This window comes from Parahaemophilus parainfluenzae (genome assembly GCF_001055095.1).
Lineage (GTDB): Bacteria > Pseudomonadota > Gammaproteobacteria > Enterobacterales > Pasteurellaceae > Haemophilus_D > Haemophilus_D parainfluenzae_Z.
In genome coordinates this window covers 79,131-95,792 of sequence record NZ_JVHG01000025.1, presented here as the reverse complement: position 1 = coordinate 95,792, position 16,662 = coordinate 79,131, and the positions used below count along the sequence as shown (strand labels likewise).

Below are 16,662 nucleotides of genomic sequence, written 5' to 3'. Positions count from 1 at the left end.
TGCGATTAGGTGGGCTATTATGCAAGAATTACCCCTGCATTGTAAAGGTTAATTTATCAATTCGGTAAATTTGACGAGAAAATCAACCGCACTTTTAAGGTAAAACCATGAACTATCTCCAATACTACCCTACCGATGTTGTAAATGGCGAAGGCACCCGTTGTACCCTTTTCGTTAGCGGTTGTACGCATGGTTGCCGTGGTTGCTACAATCAAAAGAGCTGGTCTTTTGATAATGGCGTATTATTTGATGAAGCGATGGAACAACAAATCATCAATGATTTAAAAGATACGCGCATTAAACGTCAAGGGCTCACCCTTTCCGGTGGAGATCCGATGCATCCTCGTAATATTGAAGCCTTACTTCCTTTTGTACAGCGTGTAAAAAAAGAATGTCCAGATAAGGACATTTGGGTGTGGACGGGTTATAAACTGGATGAACTTGATGATTATCAACGTCAAATGTTGCCTTATATTGACGTGCTCATTGATGGAAAATTTATACAAGAACAGGCTGACCCAAGCTTGGTTTGGCGTGGTTCAGCCAATCAAGTGATTTATCGTTTTAAGGTTTAACCGAATAAGGTTAAGCTATTCTGCCAAGCCGTTTCTTTAATTACTTCAGCATTTTCACTTCTTAAACGGCATAACACCTCAAAGGTGTGAACTATTCGCTCTGGTCGATTAGGTTGCCCTTGAAAGCCAAACACTGGCATATCTGGTGTATCCGTTTCTAGTACCAACGCCTCTAATGGCAACTTCGCAATCGCTTGACGCGTTTTATTCGCTCGTTCATAAGTAATGGTACCGCCTACGCCAATTTTATAGCCTAAATCCACAAATCGTTTTGCTTGATCATAACTTCCTGAAAAACCATGCACCACACCACATTTAGGTAAATTAGCCTGTTTTAAAAAACGGGATAATTGCTCATGGGATTTACGACTATGTAAATTGATCGACAGATTGTATTTCTTAGCTAAATGAAGCTGACTCTCTAAAAAGTGCTGTTGCTTTTGCCATAATTCATCAGTCAATAAATCAGGAATTGCACATTCTAAGCCTATTTCTGCTACGGCTGTACAATTTTGATTACGAACAGATAATGCCGTATCCAATTTCTCTAAATCATGCTCTTGATGTTCTTTAATATAAAGAGGATGCAACCCAAGCCCACAATAAAGATGCTCAGGGAAAAGTGCGGTCATATTTTGGATTGTTTTAAAATCCGATTCTTTTACCGCCACAATCAAAATTTTTTGCACATCAGCTTGCTTAGCGTTCTCCACGAGCTGAGCTAATGGCTCACCAGTGTCATGATGAAGATAATCAAGGTGGGTATGAGTATCGAAGAAAGGCATTGCGTTATTTCACTTAAGAAAAAAGTGTGTAGATTACGCATCCACACACCGAATTAATTATTCGACAGACACCGATGTAATCACGACATCTTCTGTTGGAACATCTTGGTGGAAACCTTTATTACCGGTTTTTACTTTTTTGATTTTATCAACCACATCCATGCCTTCAACCACTTCACCGAATACGGCATAGCCCCATTCTTGTACCACTTCACGGCCAAACATCTCTTTTGAACGGTAGTTTAAGAAGTCATTATCTGCCACGTTAATGAAGAATTGTGCCGTTGCAGAATGTGGATCAGAGGTACGCGCCATGGCGATTGTGCCACGTTTGTTACTTAAACGATTGTTAGCTTCATTTTGGATCGGTGCGTTTGTTGCTTTTTCACGCATTCCGCTTTCCATACCACCGCCTTGAATCATAAATCCATCAATAACACGATGAAAAATTGTGTTATTATAGAAACCGTTTTTACAATAGTTTAAAAAGTTTTCTGCAGTGATTGGCGCTTTATCAAAATCAAGTTTAATTTTAATATCGCCAAAATTTGTGTGTAATGTAACCATTTTGTTTTCCTCTTGAAAATTAAGGCATTCATTATTCCACAAATGGCGAGAAAGTGCCACAAGGAGCAGAAAAAGTACGGTCGTTTTCCAACTAGTTTTAAGAGAAAAAATATGTTAAAGATTTTTAATACCCTCACTCGTGAAAAAGAAGTGTTCAAACCTATCCATAAAGGAAAAGTGGGTATGTATGTGTGCGGCGTGACCGTTTACGATTTATGCCATATTGGCCATGGTCGTACCTTTGTATGTTTTGATGTGATTGCCCGCTATTTACGTTCTTTAGGTTACGATTTAACTTATGTGCGTAATATCACTGATGTGGACGATAAAATCATTAAACGTGCATTAGAAAACAAAGAAACCTGCGATCAACTTGTAGATCGCATGGTGCAAGAAATGTATAAAGATTTTGATGCGTTAAACGTACTACGTCCAGATTTTGAGCCTCGTGCGACGCATCATATCCCTGAAATTATTGAGATTGTGGAAAAACTGATTGCACGTGGTCATGCTTATGTTGCAGACAATGGTGATGTCATGTTTGACGTGGAAAGCTTTAAAGAATACGGCAAATTATCGCGCCAAGATCTTGACCAATTACAAGCCGGTGCACGTATTGAAATTAATGAAATCAAGAAAAATCCAATGGATTTCGTGCTTTGGAAAATGTCGAAAGAAAACGAACCAAGCTGGCCATCGCCATGGGGTGCTGGTCGTCCAGGTTGGCACATTGAATGTTCAGCGATGAACTGTAAACAACTTGGTGAACATTTTGATATTCACGGCGGTGGTTCTGATTTAATGTTCCCGCACCACGAAAATGAAATTGCGCAATCTTGCTGTGCTCATGGTGGTCAATATGTGAATTATTGGATCCATTCTGGCATGATCATGGTAGATAAAGAAAAAATGTCGAAATCCCTCGGCAACTTCTTCACTATTCGTGATGTATTAAACCACTACAATGCAGAAGCGGTGCGTTATTTCTTACTAACAGCACACTATCGCAGCCAGCTCAACTACAGTGAAGAAAACCTGAATTTAGCACAAGGTGCATTAGAACGTTTGTACACCGCTTTACGTGGCACCGATCAAAGTGCGGTTGCTTTTGGTGGTGAAAATTTTGTGGAAGCCTTCCGTGAGGCAATGGATGATGATTTCAATACACCGAATGCCCTTTCTGTCTTATTTGAAATGGCTCGTGAAATCAATAAATTGAAAACTGAAGATACAGAAAAAGCCAATGGTCTTGCTGCTCGTTTACGTGAATTAGCGGGTATCTTAGGTTTACTTCAACAAGATCCAGAAAAATTCTTACAAGCGGGCTCTGACGATGATGAAGTCGCAAAAATTGAAGCGCTCATCAAACAACGCAACGAAGCGCGTGCTGCTAAAGATTGGGCTGCTGCAGATGCGGCTCGTAATGAACTCACTGCAATGGGAATTGTGTTAGAAGACGGCCCTAACGGCACGACGTGGCGTAAACAATAATCTCACTTTGATACAAAAACTGCGGTCAAATTGACCGCAGTTTTTCTTTTAAGAAGAAAGCATTACATTTTCGGTTTTTCCATTGTTTTTGCTTTTTTCTTCATTTCTTTTGCTTTCATTTCTTTTGTTTTCATATCATCAGATTTCATTCCTTCTGATTTCATATTATCCATTTTCATGTCGTGAGATTTCATATCATGAGATTTCATCATCCCATCAGATGCCATTTTGTCATTTTGCATTGGCATAGCGTCTTTTGTCATCGGCATGGAATCTTTTGTCATCGGCATGGAATCTTTTGCCATCGACATTTCATTAGATTTCATATCGGTCGCATAAAGACTGGTTGCGAAGAAAAGTGCAGCAATAGCAGTAAAGGTTGTTTTTGAAGTAATATTTTTCATTTTGAATCTTCCTTAATTTGTGAATAATTAGCATTGGATGGAAAGGTTTCCCCTTTCATTATCATTAGACGAATGAGAAATCTATTTCTTACACTTTTTTCAAGGAAAAAATATGAAAACTGGAATTTCCAATAAAGACTTGGCTCAAATTAGAGAGCAAATGCTGAAATTTGCCACATTACAGGTGGGCGATTCTGTATTAGCTGAAGATTTGGTGCAAGAGAGTTTTTTAAGTGCATTTAACCATCTTGAGCAATTTAAACGACAAGCGGCATTTAAGACCTGGGTCTTTGCTATCTTAAAAAATAAAATCATTGATTTTCTTCGCCAGAAAGGCAAATTAGTGCTAGAAACCGAAATTGAAGATGAAGAACAAACTAATCATTTCTTTGATGAAGGGGGCCACTGGAAAGCTGAACATTCTCCACTCGATCTCGAACTGAGCGAAAGTGCGGTCTATTCTGAAGAATTCTGGCTGATTTTTGAAACTTGCTTAACTTGCCTGCCAGCCAAACAAGCCAAGATTTTTATGATGAGAGAGTTTTTGGAATTATCTTCCGAAGAAATTTGCCAAGAAAATCAACTAAGCATAAGTAACTTGCACACGACACTCTATCGTGCTCGCTTACAACTTCAAAACTGCTTATCTCATAAACTTTAAGGAGTGATTTTATGAAATGTCGCCAAGCGACTCGACTCATTTCAGATGCGCAAGAACGCTCATTAATGACTAAAGAAAAAATTGGGCTCAATTTGCATCTTGCCATCTGTACACATTGCCGTAAATTTCAACGAAATTGTGGCACATTGAGAAAATTAATGAAGGATTTCAAAGGATAAAAAAGCGGAAGAGAACTTCCGCTTATTACTCTATTACTTCGCCATTAATGCTGTTGCACGTGAAATCACTTCTTTGACTTCATCATCCGTCAATTTACCTTCTTTCACAAATTGCACCTTGCCGGTTTTATCAAGCAAAATAATCACGCTGTCTTTTTCACGTAATCCCCACGCATTTTTAACCGCACTTTTATCATCTAAAATCACTTGGCTATGGGCATTTTCTTTTTTGCCTTTTTCTGCGCTACTTTTCACAAACATACCCGTGCCCACAACGGCATCATCAGCATTAATAATGGTCGTGGTTTGATATTTGGCTTGGTTAAAATGAGCTGCTTTGATGGCTTCGATCATCGCTTGATTTTTCTCTTTTGCCGCACTTCTGCCTGCAATATGCTGAATCACACGGACTTTGCCAGGTAATGCCGTTGAGCTCCACGATTTATACGCTACATCATTGCCATTTAAAGTGATTTCGCCTTTATCCGAAACCGTTACATTGGCTAAAAGTTGATTAGGTTGAATATTGTGAGCGAATGTATTGGCTGAGATTAAACTCCCCATCACAGCGCTCAAAAGCATGATTTTTTTCATAAATACCTCATAAATTCCGTGAAATGCCCATTTTTTGGCGAATAGTCACTTTTTTGTTATACTCCGTGCGCATTATACTTTGCTTAAATCAGATAAAGAAGGAAAAAGAAATGGATCAAATGCCAGCTTGCCCAAAATGTAAAGGTGAATATGTTTATCATGATTCTGTGAATTTTATTTGCCCTGATTGTGGCAATGAGTGGAATGGTAACGAAGCAGTTGAAGCCGATGAAGATCAACTGATTGTCAAAGACAGCAACGGTAATTTATTAGCCGATGGTGATGATGTGCTTTTAATTAAAGATTTAAAATTAAAAGGTTCATCTGAAGTGTTGAAGAAAGGCACTAAATTCAAAAACATCCGTTTAGTCAACGGTGATCACAACGTCGATTGTGGCAAAATCATGTTGAAATCAGAGTTCTTGAAAAAAGCTTAAGAATTCCCAATAAAAAGAGCGGTCGATTTTAACGTTGTTTTAAATCGACCGCTCTTTTTTATTTTCATTATACCTTCGCAGGTTTCACTATTTCACTTGGATAACAACCAAGCACTTTCAGATAATTACTGAATTGCTTAAGCTCTTCCAAGGCAATTTGGGTATCTGGATGATGAATATTTCCTTCAATTTCTAAATAGAACATTTCTTCCCAAGGTTTGCCATAAATAGGACGAGATTCAAGCTTGGTCATATTAATACCGTGCTTTTTAAACACAAGTAAGGCGTCCACTAAAGAACCCGCTTGTTGCGATGTAGTCATCAACAATAAGGTTTTCGTGTGGATTTGTGGTGAAACTTCACGAGCTTGTTTTGCCACTACGATGAAACGCGTAATGTTATTTTCTTGGTTAGCAATATTATGTTTTAACACATGTAAGCCGTAAAGCTTGCCGCCATCTTCATTACCTAATGCCGCAATATTCGGTTTATTCAAGCTTGCCACGAGCTGCATTGCATGAGAGCTACTTTCGCAGAATTCAATATGCACACGCTCAAGACTTTGAATAAATTGACTACACTGCTGGATCACTTGTGGATGGCTATAAAGCGTATCAATTTTGCTTAAATCATCTTGCTCATTCACTAAAACACAGTGCTTGATAAGATAAGCCAACTCGCCCACCAAAGATAAGGTAGTATGTTGAAGCAGATCATAAACTTCATTAATTGCACCTGACGTGGTGTTTTCTAAAGGCAGTACACCATAATCAGCTTCTCCACTTTCGACCTTTTCAAAAATTTGAGCAAAGGAATCACAACTGATTTCAGCAAACTGCTGGTTATAACGAGCCGCATAGTTACGGGCAGCCAAATTAGAGTAAGAACCTCTCTTACCTAAGAAAGCAATATGTAACGTTTCTTCTCGTTGCTCATTGAGTTTTTTCTGCAAATACACTTGCTGTGTGAGCACAGAATCTTCAATAATCTTTTGGAAGACTGACGTAATATACTGTGGTTCAAGCTGATAATTTTGGCTTTCAGAAAATTGCACAAGCTCTTGTAAGAGTTGTTGCTCACGCTCTAAATCGCGCAATGCTTTTTGCGTAACTTCTTTGCTTCTAACTACATCATATGCCAGACGATGACGCTCTGAAAGCAGCTTTAACAAGCTGCGATCAATTTGCGTAATTTGCTGACGAATTTCTGATAAATCTAATGCCATTTCATTCCTTATTTAAAGGTTACTTCATTGTGAGGGATGTATTTCTCCACATTAATAGGTGAATTTTTCTCAAAAAATTCTTTTAAAACATCCGCATCAATAAAACCTGTATTAACAAAAGTTGGATTTTTGGTCATAACCGGATAACCATCTCCACCTGCAGCATTATAACTTGGTACAGAAATACGGTAAATTTTATTTAAATCCAATGGTTTGCCTTGAATTTTCACATTTTCAACTTTCTTATCCGCACGATTTACTGTCATGCTGATACCTGAATATTGTGCATAGGCACCAGAATCCACTTCTTTCAATGCGACTACATTTAAATAATCCAATAATTCTTTACCGGTTAATTCAAAATAGCTCACAATATTACCAAATGGATGGATTTTTAAAATGTCTTTATAAGTCACATCACCTTCTTGGATAGAATCACGAATACCACCTGAGTTCATGATACCAATGTCTGCTTTCGCTTTTTGGCGTTGTGCTTCTGCAATTAAGTGACCAAGGTTAGTTTGTTCAAAACGGATGATAGTACGGTCTCCTTCTAACTTACCGTTTAGTTTACCCACTTTTTGGCTTAATAAAGCATCACCTTTATCTTGGTAAGTTTTTAAAAGTTTTTCCATTTCTGGATCTTGTGGAATCTCTTCGGCATAGTTCACATACTCTGTTTTACCATCTTCTTTTTTCACTTTTTTCTTCAAGTTCACTGGAATTAATTGATAATTCACTAATTTTAATTCACCATTTTTGAACTCAAAGTCAGCACGACCAACATATTTACCCCATTCAAAGGCCTGCATAATCCAAGTACCATTTTGGAAATCTGGTTTACATGGCTGAGTTGGTTGATAATCTTTAATCCATACGCCTTTATCATCCACACAAATCGGATCATGACTGTGGCCACCGATAATCATATCGAATGCGCCTTTATCTAAATTACGTGCAAGACTCACATCACCCGGCGCATTTGAACCATGTTTAGCATCATAGTAATAGCCCATATGTGTTAAAGCAATTTTTACATCGGGCTTAACTTTTTCATTTAGCTCTTTTAATGTGGCTTTTGCTACTGTTGTTGGGTCTTCAAACTTCACATTGTGAAGATATTCTGGGTTACCTAATTTTGCAGTATCCTCTGTGGTTAAACCCACCACGGCAATTTTAAGATCGTGTTTATTTAAAATAGTATAAGGCTTAACTAAGGTTTTACCTGTTTTCGTATTAATCACGTTTGCAGATAAGAATGGGAAGTTTGCCCATTTTTCTTGCATATCAAGAATTTGTAGTGGATTATCAAACTCGTGGTTACCTAATACAGTTGCTTCATATCCCATCGCATTCATTGCTTTAATGTCAGGTTCTGCCGTTTGCATATCTGACTCAGGTACACCTGTATTAAAATCACCTGCATTTAATAAAATGAGTGAGCCACCTTTTTGCTCGACTTCAGCTTTTACGCGATTAACAATTGTTTTGTGCGCTGGAAAACCATATTCACCTTTTGCATTCGGCCAAAAATGTCCGTGCGTATCATTAGTGTGCAATATGGTAAATTGATAGGTTTTGTGCTATTCATATGCCATTGCCGCAGAAGTTGCTAGCACAAGAGGAAGCACGGTAAATAATTTTTTCATATAAAAATACCTCTATTTTTGACCGCTCTTTACCTTCGCAGAAAACAAAAATAATAGAGCAAGATGGGAAATAAAAAAGCTATACTCCCGAAAGAAGTATAGCTTTTCAACAAAACATTGTTAGATGAGTACCTGCGCAGGCGCAACATAACCTTGCGGAACTTGTTTCTTATCTTCAAAGGTAACAAATTCCCACGCTTCCTGATCGGCAAGTACAGCACGGAGTAGCTTGTTATTTAAACCGTGACCAGATTTATAAGCTTTGAAATCACCGATGATGTTATAGCCACACATATAAAGATCGCCAATCGCATCAAGCATCTTGTGACGAACCAATTCATCTCTGAAGCGTAACCCATCTTCATTTAAGATACGATAATCATCTAATACGATGGCATTATCTAAGCTACCACCTAACGCAAGACCTTGAGATTGAAGATACTCAATATCTTTCATGAAACCAAAGGTTCTTGCACGACTAATTTGATGTACAAATGCTTGTGCAGAAAAATCCATCACATAATTACGTACATTTTTACTAATCGCTGGATGATCAAAGTCGATGGTGAAATCTAAACGGAAACCATTATAAGGTTTGAATTCTGCCCATTTATCACCGTCTTCTACTCGTACTTTTTTCTTAATACGAATAAATTTCTTCGGTGCATTTTGTTCTTCAATACCTGCATCTAAAAGCAAGTAAATGAATGGGCTCGCACTACCGTCCATAATTGGAATTTCAGGTGCATCAACCTCGATAATAATATTATCAATACCTAAACCAGCCAATGCTGCGTTTAAGTGTTCTACGGTTGAAACACGCACACCTTGTTCATTTACAAGTGCAGTACAAAGCATTGTGTCGCGCACTGAATCTGCATTCGCAGGGAAAGTCACCGGCGGATTAAGATCAGTACGGCAGTAAATCACACCAGTATTTGGCATAGCCGGACGCAACGTTAACGTTACTTTTTTGCCGCTATGTAAGCCTACACCTGTGACTTTAATGCTTTGTTTTAATGTTCTTTGTTTAATCATCTCTTTTACCTTATTGCTTCACAACAAGATTACTTCTACTCTTATTTCTCATCACGACCAAATGATGCCGGATTAAAGAAATTAGGATTATTTCTTAACTGTTCTAAACGGCTTGGATCAAGCGGTTTATTTAAGTTACCGTATTGTGGATTTTGCTCCTGTGCTGGTTCTGGCTGTGGATTATGTCTTAATGCATCTAAACCATGTAAACCAACTGGCGGTTGTGGCTGAATAGTTTCTTGTGCTACTGGTTGTTGAACTGGCGCTTGTTGTACTGCTGCTTGAGGACGAGCAATAACAACTGGCTCAGCCGCAACAACATCACCTAAACCTGTTGCAACGATCGTGACACGAATTTCATTGCTCATTTCAGGAACTAAACTGGTACCCACAACGATAGTTGCGTCTTCTGATGCAAAGCTACCTACTGTGTCACCCACCACGTTAAATTCGTCAAAGCCGAGATCCATACCTGAGGTAATATTAACAAGAATACCTTTAGCATTAGAAAGATCGACTTTCTCTAATAAATCATTTTTAATCGCAAGACGCGCCGCTTCTTCTGCACGACCTGCACCTGGTTCACTTTGAGCTGAACCGAAACCAATCATTGCTTGGCCCATTTCCGACATAACGGTTCTTACGTCTGCAAAGTCCACGTTGATTAAACCAGGAGAGGTAATCATATCGGAGATGCCCATAACAGAGTTACGTAATACGTCATTTGCAGCAGCAAAAGCATCAATTAACGTTGCATTTTTCGGGAGAACTTTTTGGATTTGTTGGTTAGGAATAATGATCATTGAATCCACGTATTGTGAAAGATCTTTAATCCCTAATTCAGCAAATTGCATACGTTTTTTGCCTTCAAAGCTAAATGGCTTAGTAACAACAGCAACAGTTAAAATGCCTAATTCTTTTGCAACTTTAGCGACGATTGGTGCGGCACCAGTACCTGTACCACCACCCATACCGGCAGCGATAAAGACCATGTCTGCACCTTCAAGCATTTTACGGATTTCTTCTTGGTCATCTTCAGCCGCTTTACGACCTACATTTGGGTTAGCCCCAGCTCCAAGACCTTTCGTTGTTGCCCCACCGATTTGTACAGTTTGTTGAACTTGGCTTTTGCGTAATGCTTGCGCATCGGTATTCACCGCATAGAATACGATTTTACCGTGTTCTTCGCTATCAATTGCACTTTCGCCCAAGAAATTACCATTGAATTCTTGTTGCACCATGTTAGCAACCATGTGGTTAACTGCGTTACCGCCGCCTCCACCGACACCGACAACCTTAATCAGTGCACCTGTTTGCTCTTCAAAATCACCATACTCTGGGTATAACATTTGCTGTTCTCCGTTACTGCTAATACTCTGCTAGCACATTAATAAAAGTTAAATTTTTTCTATTGTAAATGAAAAAGCCAAAATGATCAAAATTCTGATTTCACTTTATTGAAAATATTTTTAAGGCCTTTCCAGAATTTTTTGCCTAATGCTTCATCACCATAGTTACTATCCACAGGATCATTATCACTATTTTGATGATGGTATTGTAATAATCCCACTACGGTTGAATATTGTGGGCGATTTACATAATCTGTTAAACCCGTAATATTTAATGGACTACCAATACGTACCTGGCAACCAAACACACTTGATGCACAATCTTTTAAATCTTCAATCTGTGCGCCACCACCAGTGATAACGACACCTGCAATTAATTCAAATTTAATATGTTTGGTTTCTAAATCTGCTTTAAGCTTATCTAATTCGTCCTTAACAACGCCTAATAGTTCAATATATCTTGCTGAAGTGATTAAAGATAAATCACTTTTTGTTAAAGCACGTGGTGCTCGACCACCAATACTTGCCACTTCAATTTTCTTATCACCATGTAAACGTGCCGGATATAATGCACTCGCATAATTCACTTTAATGCGCTCTGCCTCTGCACGAGAAACGGTACATGCATGAGCAATATCGTTCGTTACAATATTTCCTGCGTAAGGAATAACCTTGCTGAAACGCAATGAGCCATTGGTGTAAACCATCATATTCATGGTGCCTGCACCGAAATCAACTAAGCAAACACCAAGATCTTTTTCATCTTCAGTTAAAACAGAATGTGTTGCTGCAAAGCCGGAGAACACAACTTTATCAACTTGTAACCCACAACGCTCAACTGCTTTTTTCAAGTTATTCTGCCAGTCTTGGTGACACGCAATTAAGTGTACGTTTGCTTTTAAACGAACACCTTGTAAACCTAATGGATTTTTAATATTAACTTGCTTATCTACTGCGTATTCTTGTGGAATGATGTGTAATAAAGAAAGCCCCTCAGGTAATTTCACTGAGCTCGCTGTATGCAAAGCATCATCGATTTCATCTTGAGTCACTTCATTTTCAGAAATAGCAACAAAGCCGCTCTCATTCAGGCTTTGAATATGTTCACCGGTAATCGCAAGAGTAACGCTCATAATTTGGCAATCGGCCATTGATTCAGCTGCTTCAATGGCTCGTTGGATAGAATTAACAACGGCATCTAAATCAGTAATACTGCCTCGATCAATCCCCTTCGATGGACAACTGCCCACGCCAAGTACATTTACTACGCCATCAGGAAGCACTTCCCCAACGACAGCAACAACTTTTGATGTACCAACTTCAAGACCTACAATTACTTTCGGTTCCAACTCTTTTGCCATTTTCTTATTACACCCAATGAATTATTTTTATTTCTCTGTCAATCCAACCGCTGCTGATGCAGATGCATAGCGCAAATCTACATAATCAATTCGTTTACCTTCAGGCACTTCAATTTGTGGATAAATCGTTACAAATCGATCTAATTTTGGTTTCCAATCTCCACGCCCAAGTTTCAATACTATATCATTATCTAGCGTAACTTGCCACGCACCACGATCATCAATTGCCACACCTTTAACCACCAAATTTTTCGCTTTAAAATCAGCAAAAATTTGATTCCAAGCCTCTAAGACCTTCAAACTTTGATAATCCGGACCACCTAAATAAGGTAAAGCCTTTTCTTTTAACTTATCCATCGGCAATTGGAAAACTGTTCCCTCTTTTGTAACAAACTCTGTTTTGTTCCAAATGGCGACTGGCTGATATTCTGATAACCAGATACTTAAACGATTTGGCCAAATTTTACGAACCACCGCACCTTTTACCCAAGGAATCGTTTCAAGCTGCTCTTGAATTTGCTTAACGTCCTGTCCCCAGAAGCCCTTAAGTGAACCCATTTTGAGTAATACGTCTTGCACATCCGGATAAGTGGTAAATTCATTTTGACCTACTAAGGCATAGGCAGTAATTTTTCTATCACCGTCTAAGCTTTCGAGCCAACTTTGCCAGTTTGAATAAACGAAATACCCTAGCCCCGCACAAAGTAACACCAAAGCAAGTTTAATCTGCAGCATAAAACGGAATTTACCCTCTCCGTTAGATGAACGACCAAATTGCGTTGGCGGTGTATTTTTGCGCTTAATTACATTCATTACGCACTCAACTCCAAAATTTTCACGACGAGTTGTTCAAATGAAATGCCGACTGTTGACGCAGATTTAGGGAACAAACTGTGACTTGTCATGCCAGGATTTGTGTTTACTTCGACTAAACGGAAATTGCCTTGTGCATCGGTCATTACATCAATACGGCTCCAGCCACGACAACCCACAACGTCATAAGCACGTTTAACTAATTTCGCTAATTCTTGCTCACGTTCAGCTGAAAGACCGGCAGGGCAAAAATATTGAGTGTTATCTGAAATATATTTCGCATCGTAATCATAAAACTCACCTTCTGGCACAATGCGAACAGCCGGCAATACTTCGCCACCTAAAACAGGCACAGTTAGTTCATCACCCGCTAACCATTCTTCAATCAAAATGGTGTTATCAAATTTGAGTGCATAATCGACCGCACTTTTTAATTCTTCGACTGCTTTTACTTTCGTTAAACCCACACTTGAACCTTCAAGAGATGGCTTAACCATCAAAGGTAAACCTAATTTTTCGACCACAGCTTGTGGGTTTAGTTCGTGAGCGTTTTCTTTCGTCACAATCTCCATATCGGCAACAGGTAAACCAAAGGCTTTCCATAACATTTTAGTGCGCATTTTATCCATGGTTAACGCTGAAGCCATCACACCACAACCGGTGTAAGGTAAACCGATTTGTTCTAATAAACCTTGCATAGTGCCATCTTCACCACCGCGACCATGTAAAATGTTAAAGACGCGATCAAAACCATCTGCTTTTAAATTCGCCACATTATATTCTTTAGGATCGATACCGTGTGCATTATAACCTTGGCTTACTAAGGCGTTTAACACAGCTGCACCAGAATTAAGAGACACTTCACGTTCAGCTGATGTGCCGCCTAACAACACGGCAATTTTTTCTTGTTTTAAAGTCATTGTTTTATCCTGTTTTCTTTTTATTTTTCATTAAAAGTGCGGTTATTTTTCGATGTATTTATGCTTTCCAACGCTCTGCTAAACCACGAGAAATTTTGCTTACACTTCCCGCACCTTGGGCAAGAATTAAATCGCCATCTTGAATAATTTGATCTAACACATCACCGAGTTGTTCCGTATCTGAAACTAAAATTGGATCAACTTTTCCTAGATTACGAATAGAACGACAAAGTGCTTTACTATCTGCACCAACGATTGGCGTTTCCCCTGCCGCATAAACATCTAACATAATCAATGCATCCACTTGGGATAATACTTGCACGAAATCATCAAATAAATCACGAGTACGTGAATAACGGTGAGGTTGGAAAATCATCACAATACGTTTATCTCCCCAGCCTTCACGTGCTGCTTTGATGGTCACGCCAACTTCTGTTGGGTGATGACCATAATCATCCACTAAGCGTACTTTACCATTTGGACGAATAAACTCACCTAATTGGTCGAAACGTCTGCCTGCCCCTTGGAAATCAGCAAGCGCTGCTAGAATTGCTTCATTGCCAATGCCTTCTTCTTTTGCGACTGCTAGTGCCGCGGTTGCATTTAGCGCATTGTGTTTACCCGGTACATTCAATAATACATTAATGCGTTCACCACTTGGACAAACTACAGTGTAATGACCTTGGAAACCGGTTTGTTCATAATCTTCGATACGATAGTCAGCATGTTCACTGAAGCCATAGGTTAATACTTGGCGACCAACTTGAGGAACAAGCTCCATTAACACAGCATCATCCGCACACATCACCGCTAAGCCATAGAACGGCAAGTTATGTAAGAATTTTACATAAGTGGCTTTCATTTTCTCAAAGTCACCTTCATAGGTATCCATATGATCCGGTTCAATATTGGTCACCACAGAAACCATCGGTTGTAAATGTAAGAAAGAGGCATCGCTTTCATCCGCTTCTGCGATTAAATAACGACTTGCACCTAAATGTGCGTTTTTACCGGCTGATTTAACTAAACCACCATTAACGAAAGTTGGATCCAGTTTCGCTTGAGTATAAATCATCGAAATCATGGCTGTAGTAGTGGTTTTACCATGGGTACCTGCTACCGCAATACCATGACGGAAACGCATGATTTCAGCTAACATTTGTGCTCGCTGAATCACGGGAATACGATTTTGTTTTGCGGCGATTAATTCAGGGTTATCTTCATGGATCGCGCTTGATACCACAACCACACTTGCCCCTTGCACATTTTCCGCTTGGTGACCAATGAAAATTTTTGCGCCTGCTTGAGCAAGACGCTGAGTCACGACACCATCGGCAATATCCGAACCAGAGATATCATAACCTTCATTTAATAAAATTTCGGCAATTCCACTCATACCGGCACCACCGATACCAATGAAATGAATTTGTTGAACTCGACGCATCTCAGGAATAATCTTTCTAATTTCATCCGAAATATGTTTCATATTATTTCACCTTTATTTTTAACCGCACTTTTAGATTAAGGGTCTATTTACTTTCCCTTAATTTCTCTGTTCTTATTTCGCGTTTTCTACAATGACATTAGCTACACGTTTAGCCGCCAATGGTGCTGACATTTCTTTTGCCTTAATCGCCATCGCTAACAAAGTTTCACGATCTGTTTTTTCTAAGAAATCGACTAACACATCCGCATTTAATTCATTTTGCTGAACGATTTTTGCTGCACCAACATCGGCAAGGTATTTCGCATTTAAATATTGTTGTTGATCTTTATGCTGGAATGGCACAAAAATTGCTGGTGCCCCCACTGCAGCTAATTCACATACCGTTAACGCACCAGAACGACAAATTACTACATCTGCCCACGCGTAAGCTTCTGCCATGTTATCAATAAATTCTGTAATTTTGACCGAATCTGCATGCTCACCATAAAGTGCGGTCACACTTTCAACAGAACCTTTACCCACTTGATGACGCACTTCTAGTTTATCTGCCAAACGAGCAACAACTTGTGGGAGGGTCTGATTGAGCACTCTAGCCCCTTGGCTTCCCCCCACGACGAGCACTCTCAATTTTCCACTTCTTTCTGAAAAACGCGCTTGTGGTGATGGCATTTCAAATAAATCTTGGCGAACCGGGTTTCCTACCACTTCGGTATCTTTGAATGCAGTTGGAAAAGCTTGTAATACACGTGTCGCAATTTTTGCTAACCATTCATTGGTTAAGCCCGCTACGGCATTTTGTTCATGTAAAATAACCGGCACGCCACAAAGTTTTGCAGCGATGCCACCTGGGCCAGATACATAACCGCCCATACCTAATACCGCATTAGGTTGATATTCTTTGATAATTTTACGAGCTTGCAATACCGCTCTTAAAATAGCAAAAGGGGCACTAAATAATGCTTTAATGCCTTTACCACGTAACCCTGAAATTTGAATGAAACGAATCGGAATACCATGTTTTGGTACAAGCTGTGCTTCCATTCGATCTTTTGTGCCTAACCAGCAAATTTCCCAACCTTCTTTTTGTAAGGCTTGAGCAACCGCGATGGCGGGGAAAACATGTCCACCAGTACCACCCGCCATAACTAATAATTTTTTACTCATAAA

17 protein-coding genes and 1 pseudogene are annotated in these 16,662 nt (G+C 39.2%); 5 read left to right on the top strand and 13 right to left on the bottom strand.

Going from position 1 to position 16,662, the window contains the following annotated elements:
- The first annotated feature begins 107 nt into the window (after nucleotides 1-107).
- The gene (nrdG, locus tag ADA56_RS08260) at nucleotides 108-575 is read left to right on the top strand and encodes an anaerobic ribonucleoside-triphosphate reductase-activating protein (protein ID WP_049370111.1); all 468 of its coding nucleotides are present in this window, start codon (nucleotides 108-110) and stop codon (nucleotides 573-575) included.
- Here the strand turns inward: nrdG and ADA56_RS08255 are convergent.
- Together ADA56_RS08255 and ADA56_RS08250 are read right to left on the bottom strand one after the other, a co-directional pair.
- Complete coding sequence (locus ADA56_RS08255; RefSeq protein WP_049370110.1) at nucleotides 572-1,360, bottom strand: TatD family hydrolase; 789 nt, start codon at nucleotides 1,358-1,360, stop codon at nucleotides 572-574. The genes nrdG and ADA56_RS08255 overlap by 4 nt on opposite strands.
- Before the next feature lie 57 nt (nucleotides 1,361-1,417).
- Nucleotides 1,418-1,927 carry a peptidylprolyl isomerase gene (locus ADA56_RS08250; RefSeq protein ID WP_005699853.1) on the bottom strand — a complete coding sequence of 170 codons (510 nt, stop codon included), beginning with the start codon at nucleotides 1,925-1,927 and terminating at the stop codon, nucleotides 1,418-1,420.
- Nucleotides 1,928-2,038: 111 nt separating this feature from the next.
- Here ADA56_RS08250 and cysS point away from each other — a divergent pair, with 111 nt between their 5' ends.
- Nucleotides 2,039-3,418: a cysteine--tRNA ligase gene (gene cysS / locus ADA56_RS08245; RefSeq protein WP_049366230.1), complete on the top strand. Its 1,380-nt coding sequence runs from the start codon at nucleotides 2,039-2,041 to the stop codon at nucleotides 3,416-3,418.
- 62 nt (nucleotides 3,419-3,480) lie between these two features.
- On the opposite strand, the gene ADA56_RS08240 is transcribed toward cysS, so the two are convergent.
- Nucleotides 3,481-3,822: a hypothetical protein gene (locus ADA56_RS08240; protein WP_049370109.1), complete on the bottom strand. Its 342-nt coding sequence runs from the start codon at nucleotides 3,820-3,822 to the stop codon at nucleotides 3,481-3,483.
- 112 nt (nucleotides 3,823-3,934) lie between these two features.
- On the opposite strand from ADA56_RS08240, the gene ADA56_RS08235 reads away from it, so the two are divergent.
- Together ADA56_RS08235 and ADA56_RS08230 are read left to right on the top strand one after the other, a co-directional pair.
- Complete coding sequence (locus ADA56_RS08235; RefSeq protein WP_049370108.1) at nucleotides 3,935-4,483, top strand: sigma-70 family RNA polymerase sigma factor; 549 nt, start codon at nucleotides 3,935-3,937, stop codon at nucleotides 4,481-4,483.
- 11 nt (nucleotides 4,484-4,494) lie between these two features.
- Complete coding sequence (locus tag ADA56_RS08230) at nucleotides 4,495-4,662, top strand: zf-HC2 domain-containing protein (protein WP_049366225.1); 168 nt, start codon at nucleotides 4,495-4,497, stop codon at nucleotides 4,660-4,662.
- Between the two features lie 33 nt (nucleotides 4,663-4,695).
- Here the strand turns inward: ADA56_RS08230 and ADA56_RS08225 are convergent, their stop codons facing one another.
- Nucleotides 4,696-5,256 carry a YtfJ family protein gene (locus tag ADA56_RS08225; protein ID WP_049366223.1) on the bottom strand — a complete coding sequence of 187 codons (561 nt, stop codon included), beginning with the start codon at nucleotides 5,254-5,256 and terminating at the stop codon, nucleotides 4,696-4,698.
- Between the two features lie 110 nt (nucleotides 5,257-5,366).
- Here ADA56_RS08225 and ADA56_RS08220 point away from each other — a divergent pair, with 110 nt between their 5' ends.
- Entirely contained in the window at nucleotides 5,367-5,693 is a 327-nt protein-coding gene (locus ADA56_RS08220) for a zinc ribbon domain-containing protein YjdM (RefSeq protein WP_049370107.1), read from the top strand.
- Nucleotides 5,694-5,760: 67 nt separating this feature from the next.
- On the opposite strand, the gene ADA56_RS08215 is transcribed toward ADA56_RS08220, so the two are convergent.
- The 9 genes and pseudogenes from ADA56_RS08215 to murG form a co-directional block, all read right to left on the bottom strand.
- On the bottom strand, nucleotides 5,761-6,918 hold the full coding sequence (locus ADA56_RS08215) for a chorismate mutase (RefSeq protein ID WP_049370106.1): 1,158 nt from the start codon (nucleotides 6,916-6,918) through the stop codon (nucleotides 5,761-5,763).
- 8 nt (nucleotides 6,919-6,926) lie between these two features.
- Nucleotides 6,927-8,567, bottom strand: a pseudogene (gene ushA / locus ADA56_RS08210) (bifunctional UDP-sugar hydrolase/5'-nucleotidase UshA).
- Nucleotides 8,568-8,687: 120 nt separating this feature from the next.
- On the bottom strand, nucleotides 8,688-9,605 hold the full coding sequence (gene lpxC / locus ADA56_RS08205; protein WP_049370105.1) for a UDP-3-O-acyl-N-acetylglucosamine deacetylase: 918 nt from the start codon (nucleotides 9,603-9,605) through the stop codon (nucleotides 8,688-8,690).
- Nucleotides 9,606-9,646: 41 nt separating this feature from the next.
- Nucleotides 9,647-10,954, bottom strand: coding sequence for a cell division protein FtsZ (gene ftsZ, locus ADA56_RS08200; protein WP_005696524.1), 1,308 nt, complete (start codon nucleotides 10,952-10,954; stop codon nucleotides 9,647-9,649).
- A gap of 86 nt (nucleotides 10,955-11,040) precedes the next feature.
- Entirely contained in the window at nucleotides 11,041-12,315 is a 1,275-nt protein-coding gene (ftsA, locus tag ADA56_RS08195; RefSeq protein WP_005697680.1) for a cell division protein FtsA, read from the bottom strand.
- 27 nt (nucleotides 12,316-12,342) lie between these two features.
- Nucleotides 12,343-13,128 carry a cell division protein FtsQ/DivIB gene (locus ADA56_RS08190; protein WP_049366217.1) on the bottom strand — a complete coding sequence of 262 codons (786 nt, stop codon included), beginning with the start codon at nucleotides 13,126-13,128 and terminating at the stop codon, nucleotides 12,343-12,345.
- Nucleotides 13,128-14,048, bottom strand: a complete 921-nt coding sequence (locus tag ADA56_RS08185) for a D-alanine--D-alanine ligase (protein WP_049370104.1) — start codon at nucleotides 14,046-14,048, stop codon at nucleotides 13,128-13,130. Before ADA56_RS08185 ends, ADA56_RS08190 begins: the two co-directional genes overlap by 1 nt.
- 58 nt (nucleotides 14,049-14,106) lie before the next feature.
- On the bottom strand, nucleotides 14,107-15,534 hold the full coding sequence (murC, locus tag ADA56_RS08180; RefSeq protein ID WP_049366216.1) for a UDP-N-acetylmuramate--L-alanine ligase: 1,428 nt from the start codon (nucleotides 15,532-15,534) through the stop codon (nucleotides 14,107-14,109).
- Between the two features lie 72 nt (nucleotides 15,535-15,606).
- The gene (gene murG, locus ADA56_RS08175) at nucleotides 15,607-16,659 is read right to left on the bottom strand and encodes an undecaprenyldiphospho-muramoylpentapeptide beta-N-acetylglucosaminyltransferase (protein WP_049366215.1); all 1,053 of its coding nucleotides are present in this window, start codon (nucleotides 16,657-16,659) and stop codon (nucleotides 15,607-15,609) included.
- Between the last annotated feature and the right edge of the window lie 3 nt (nucleotides 16,660-16,662).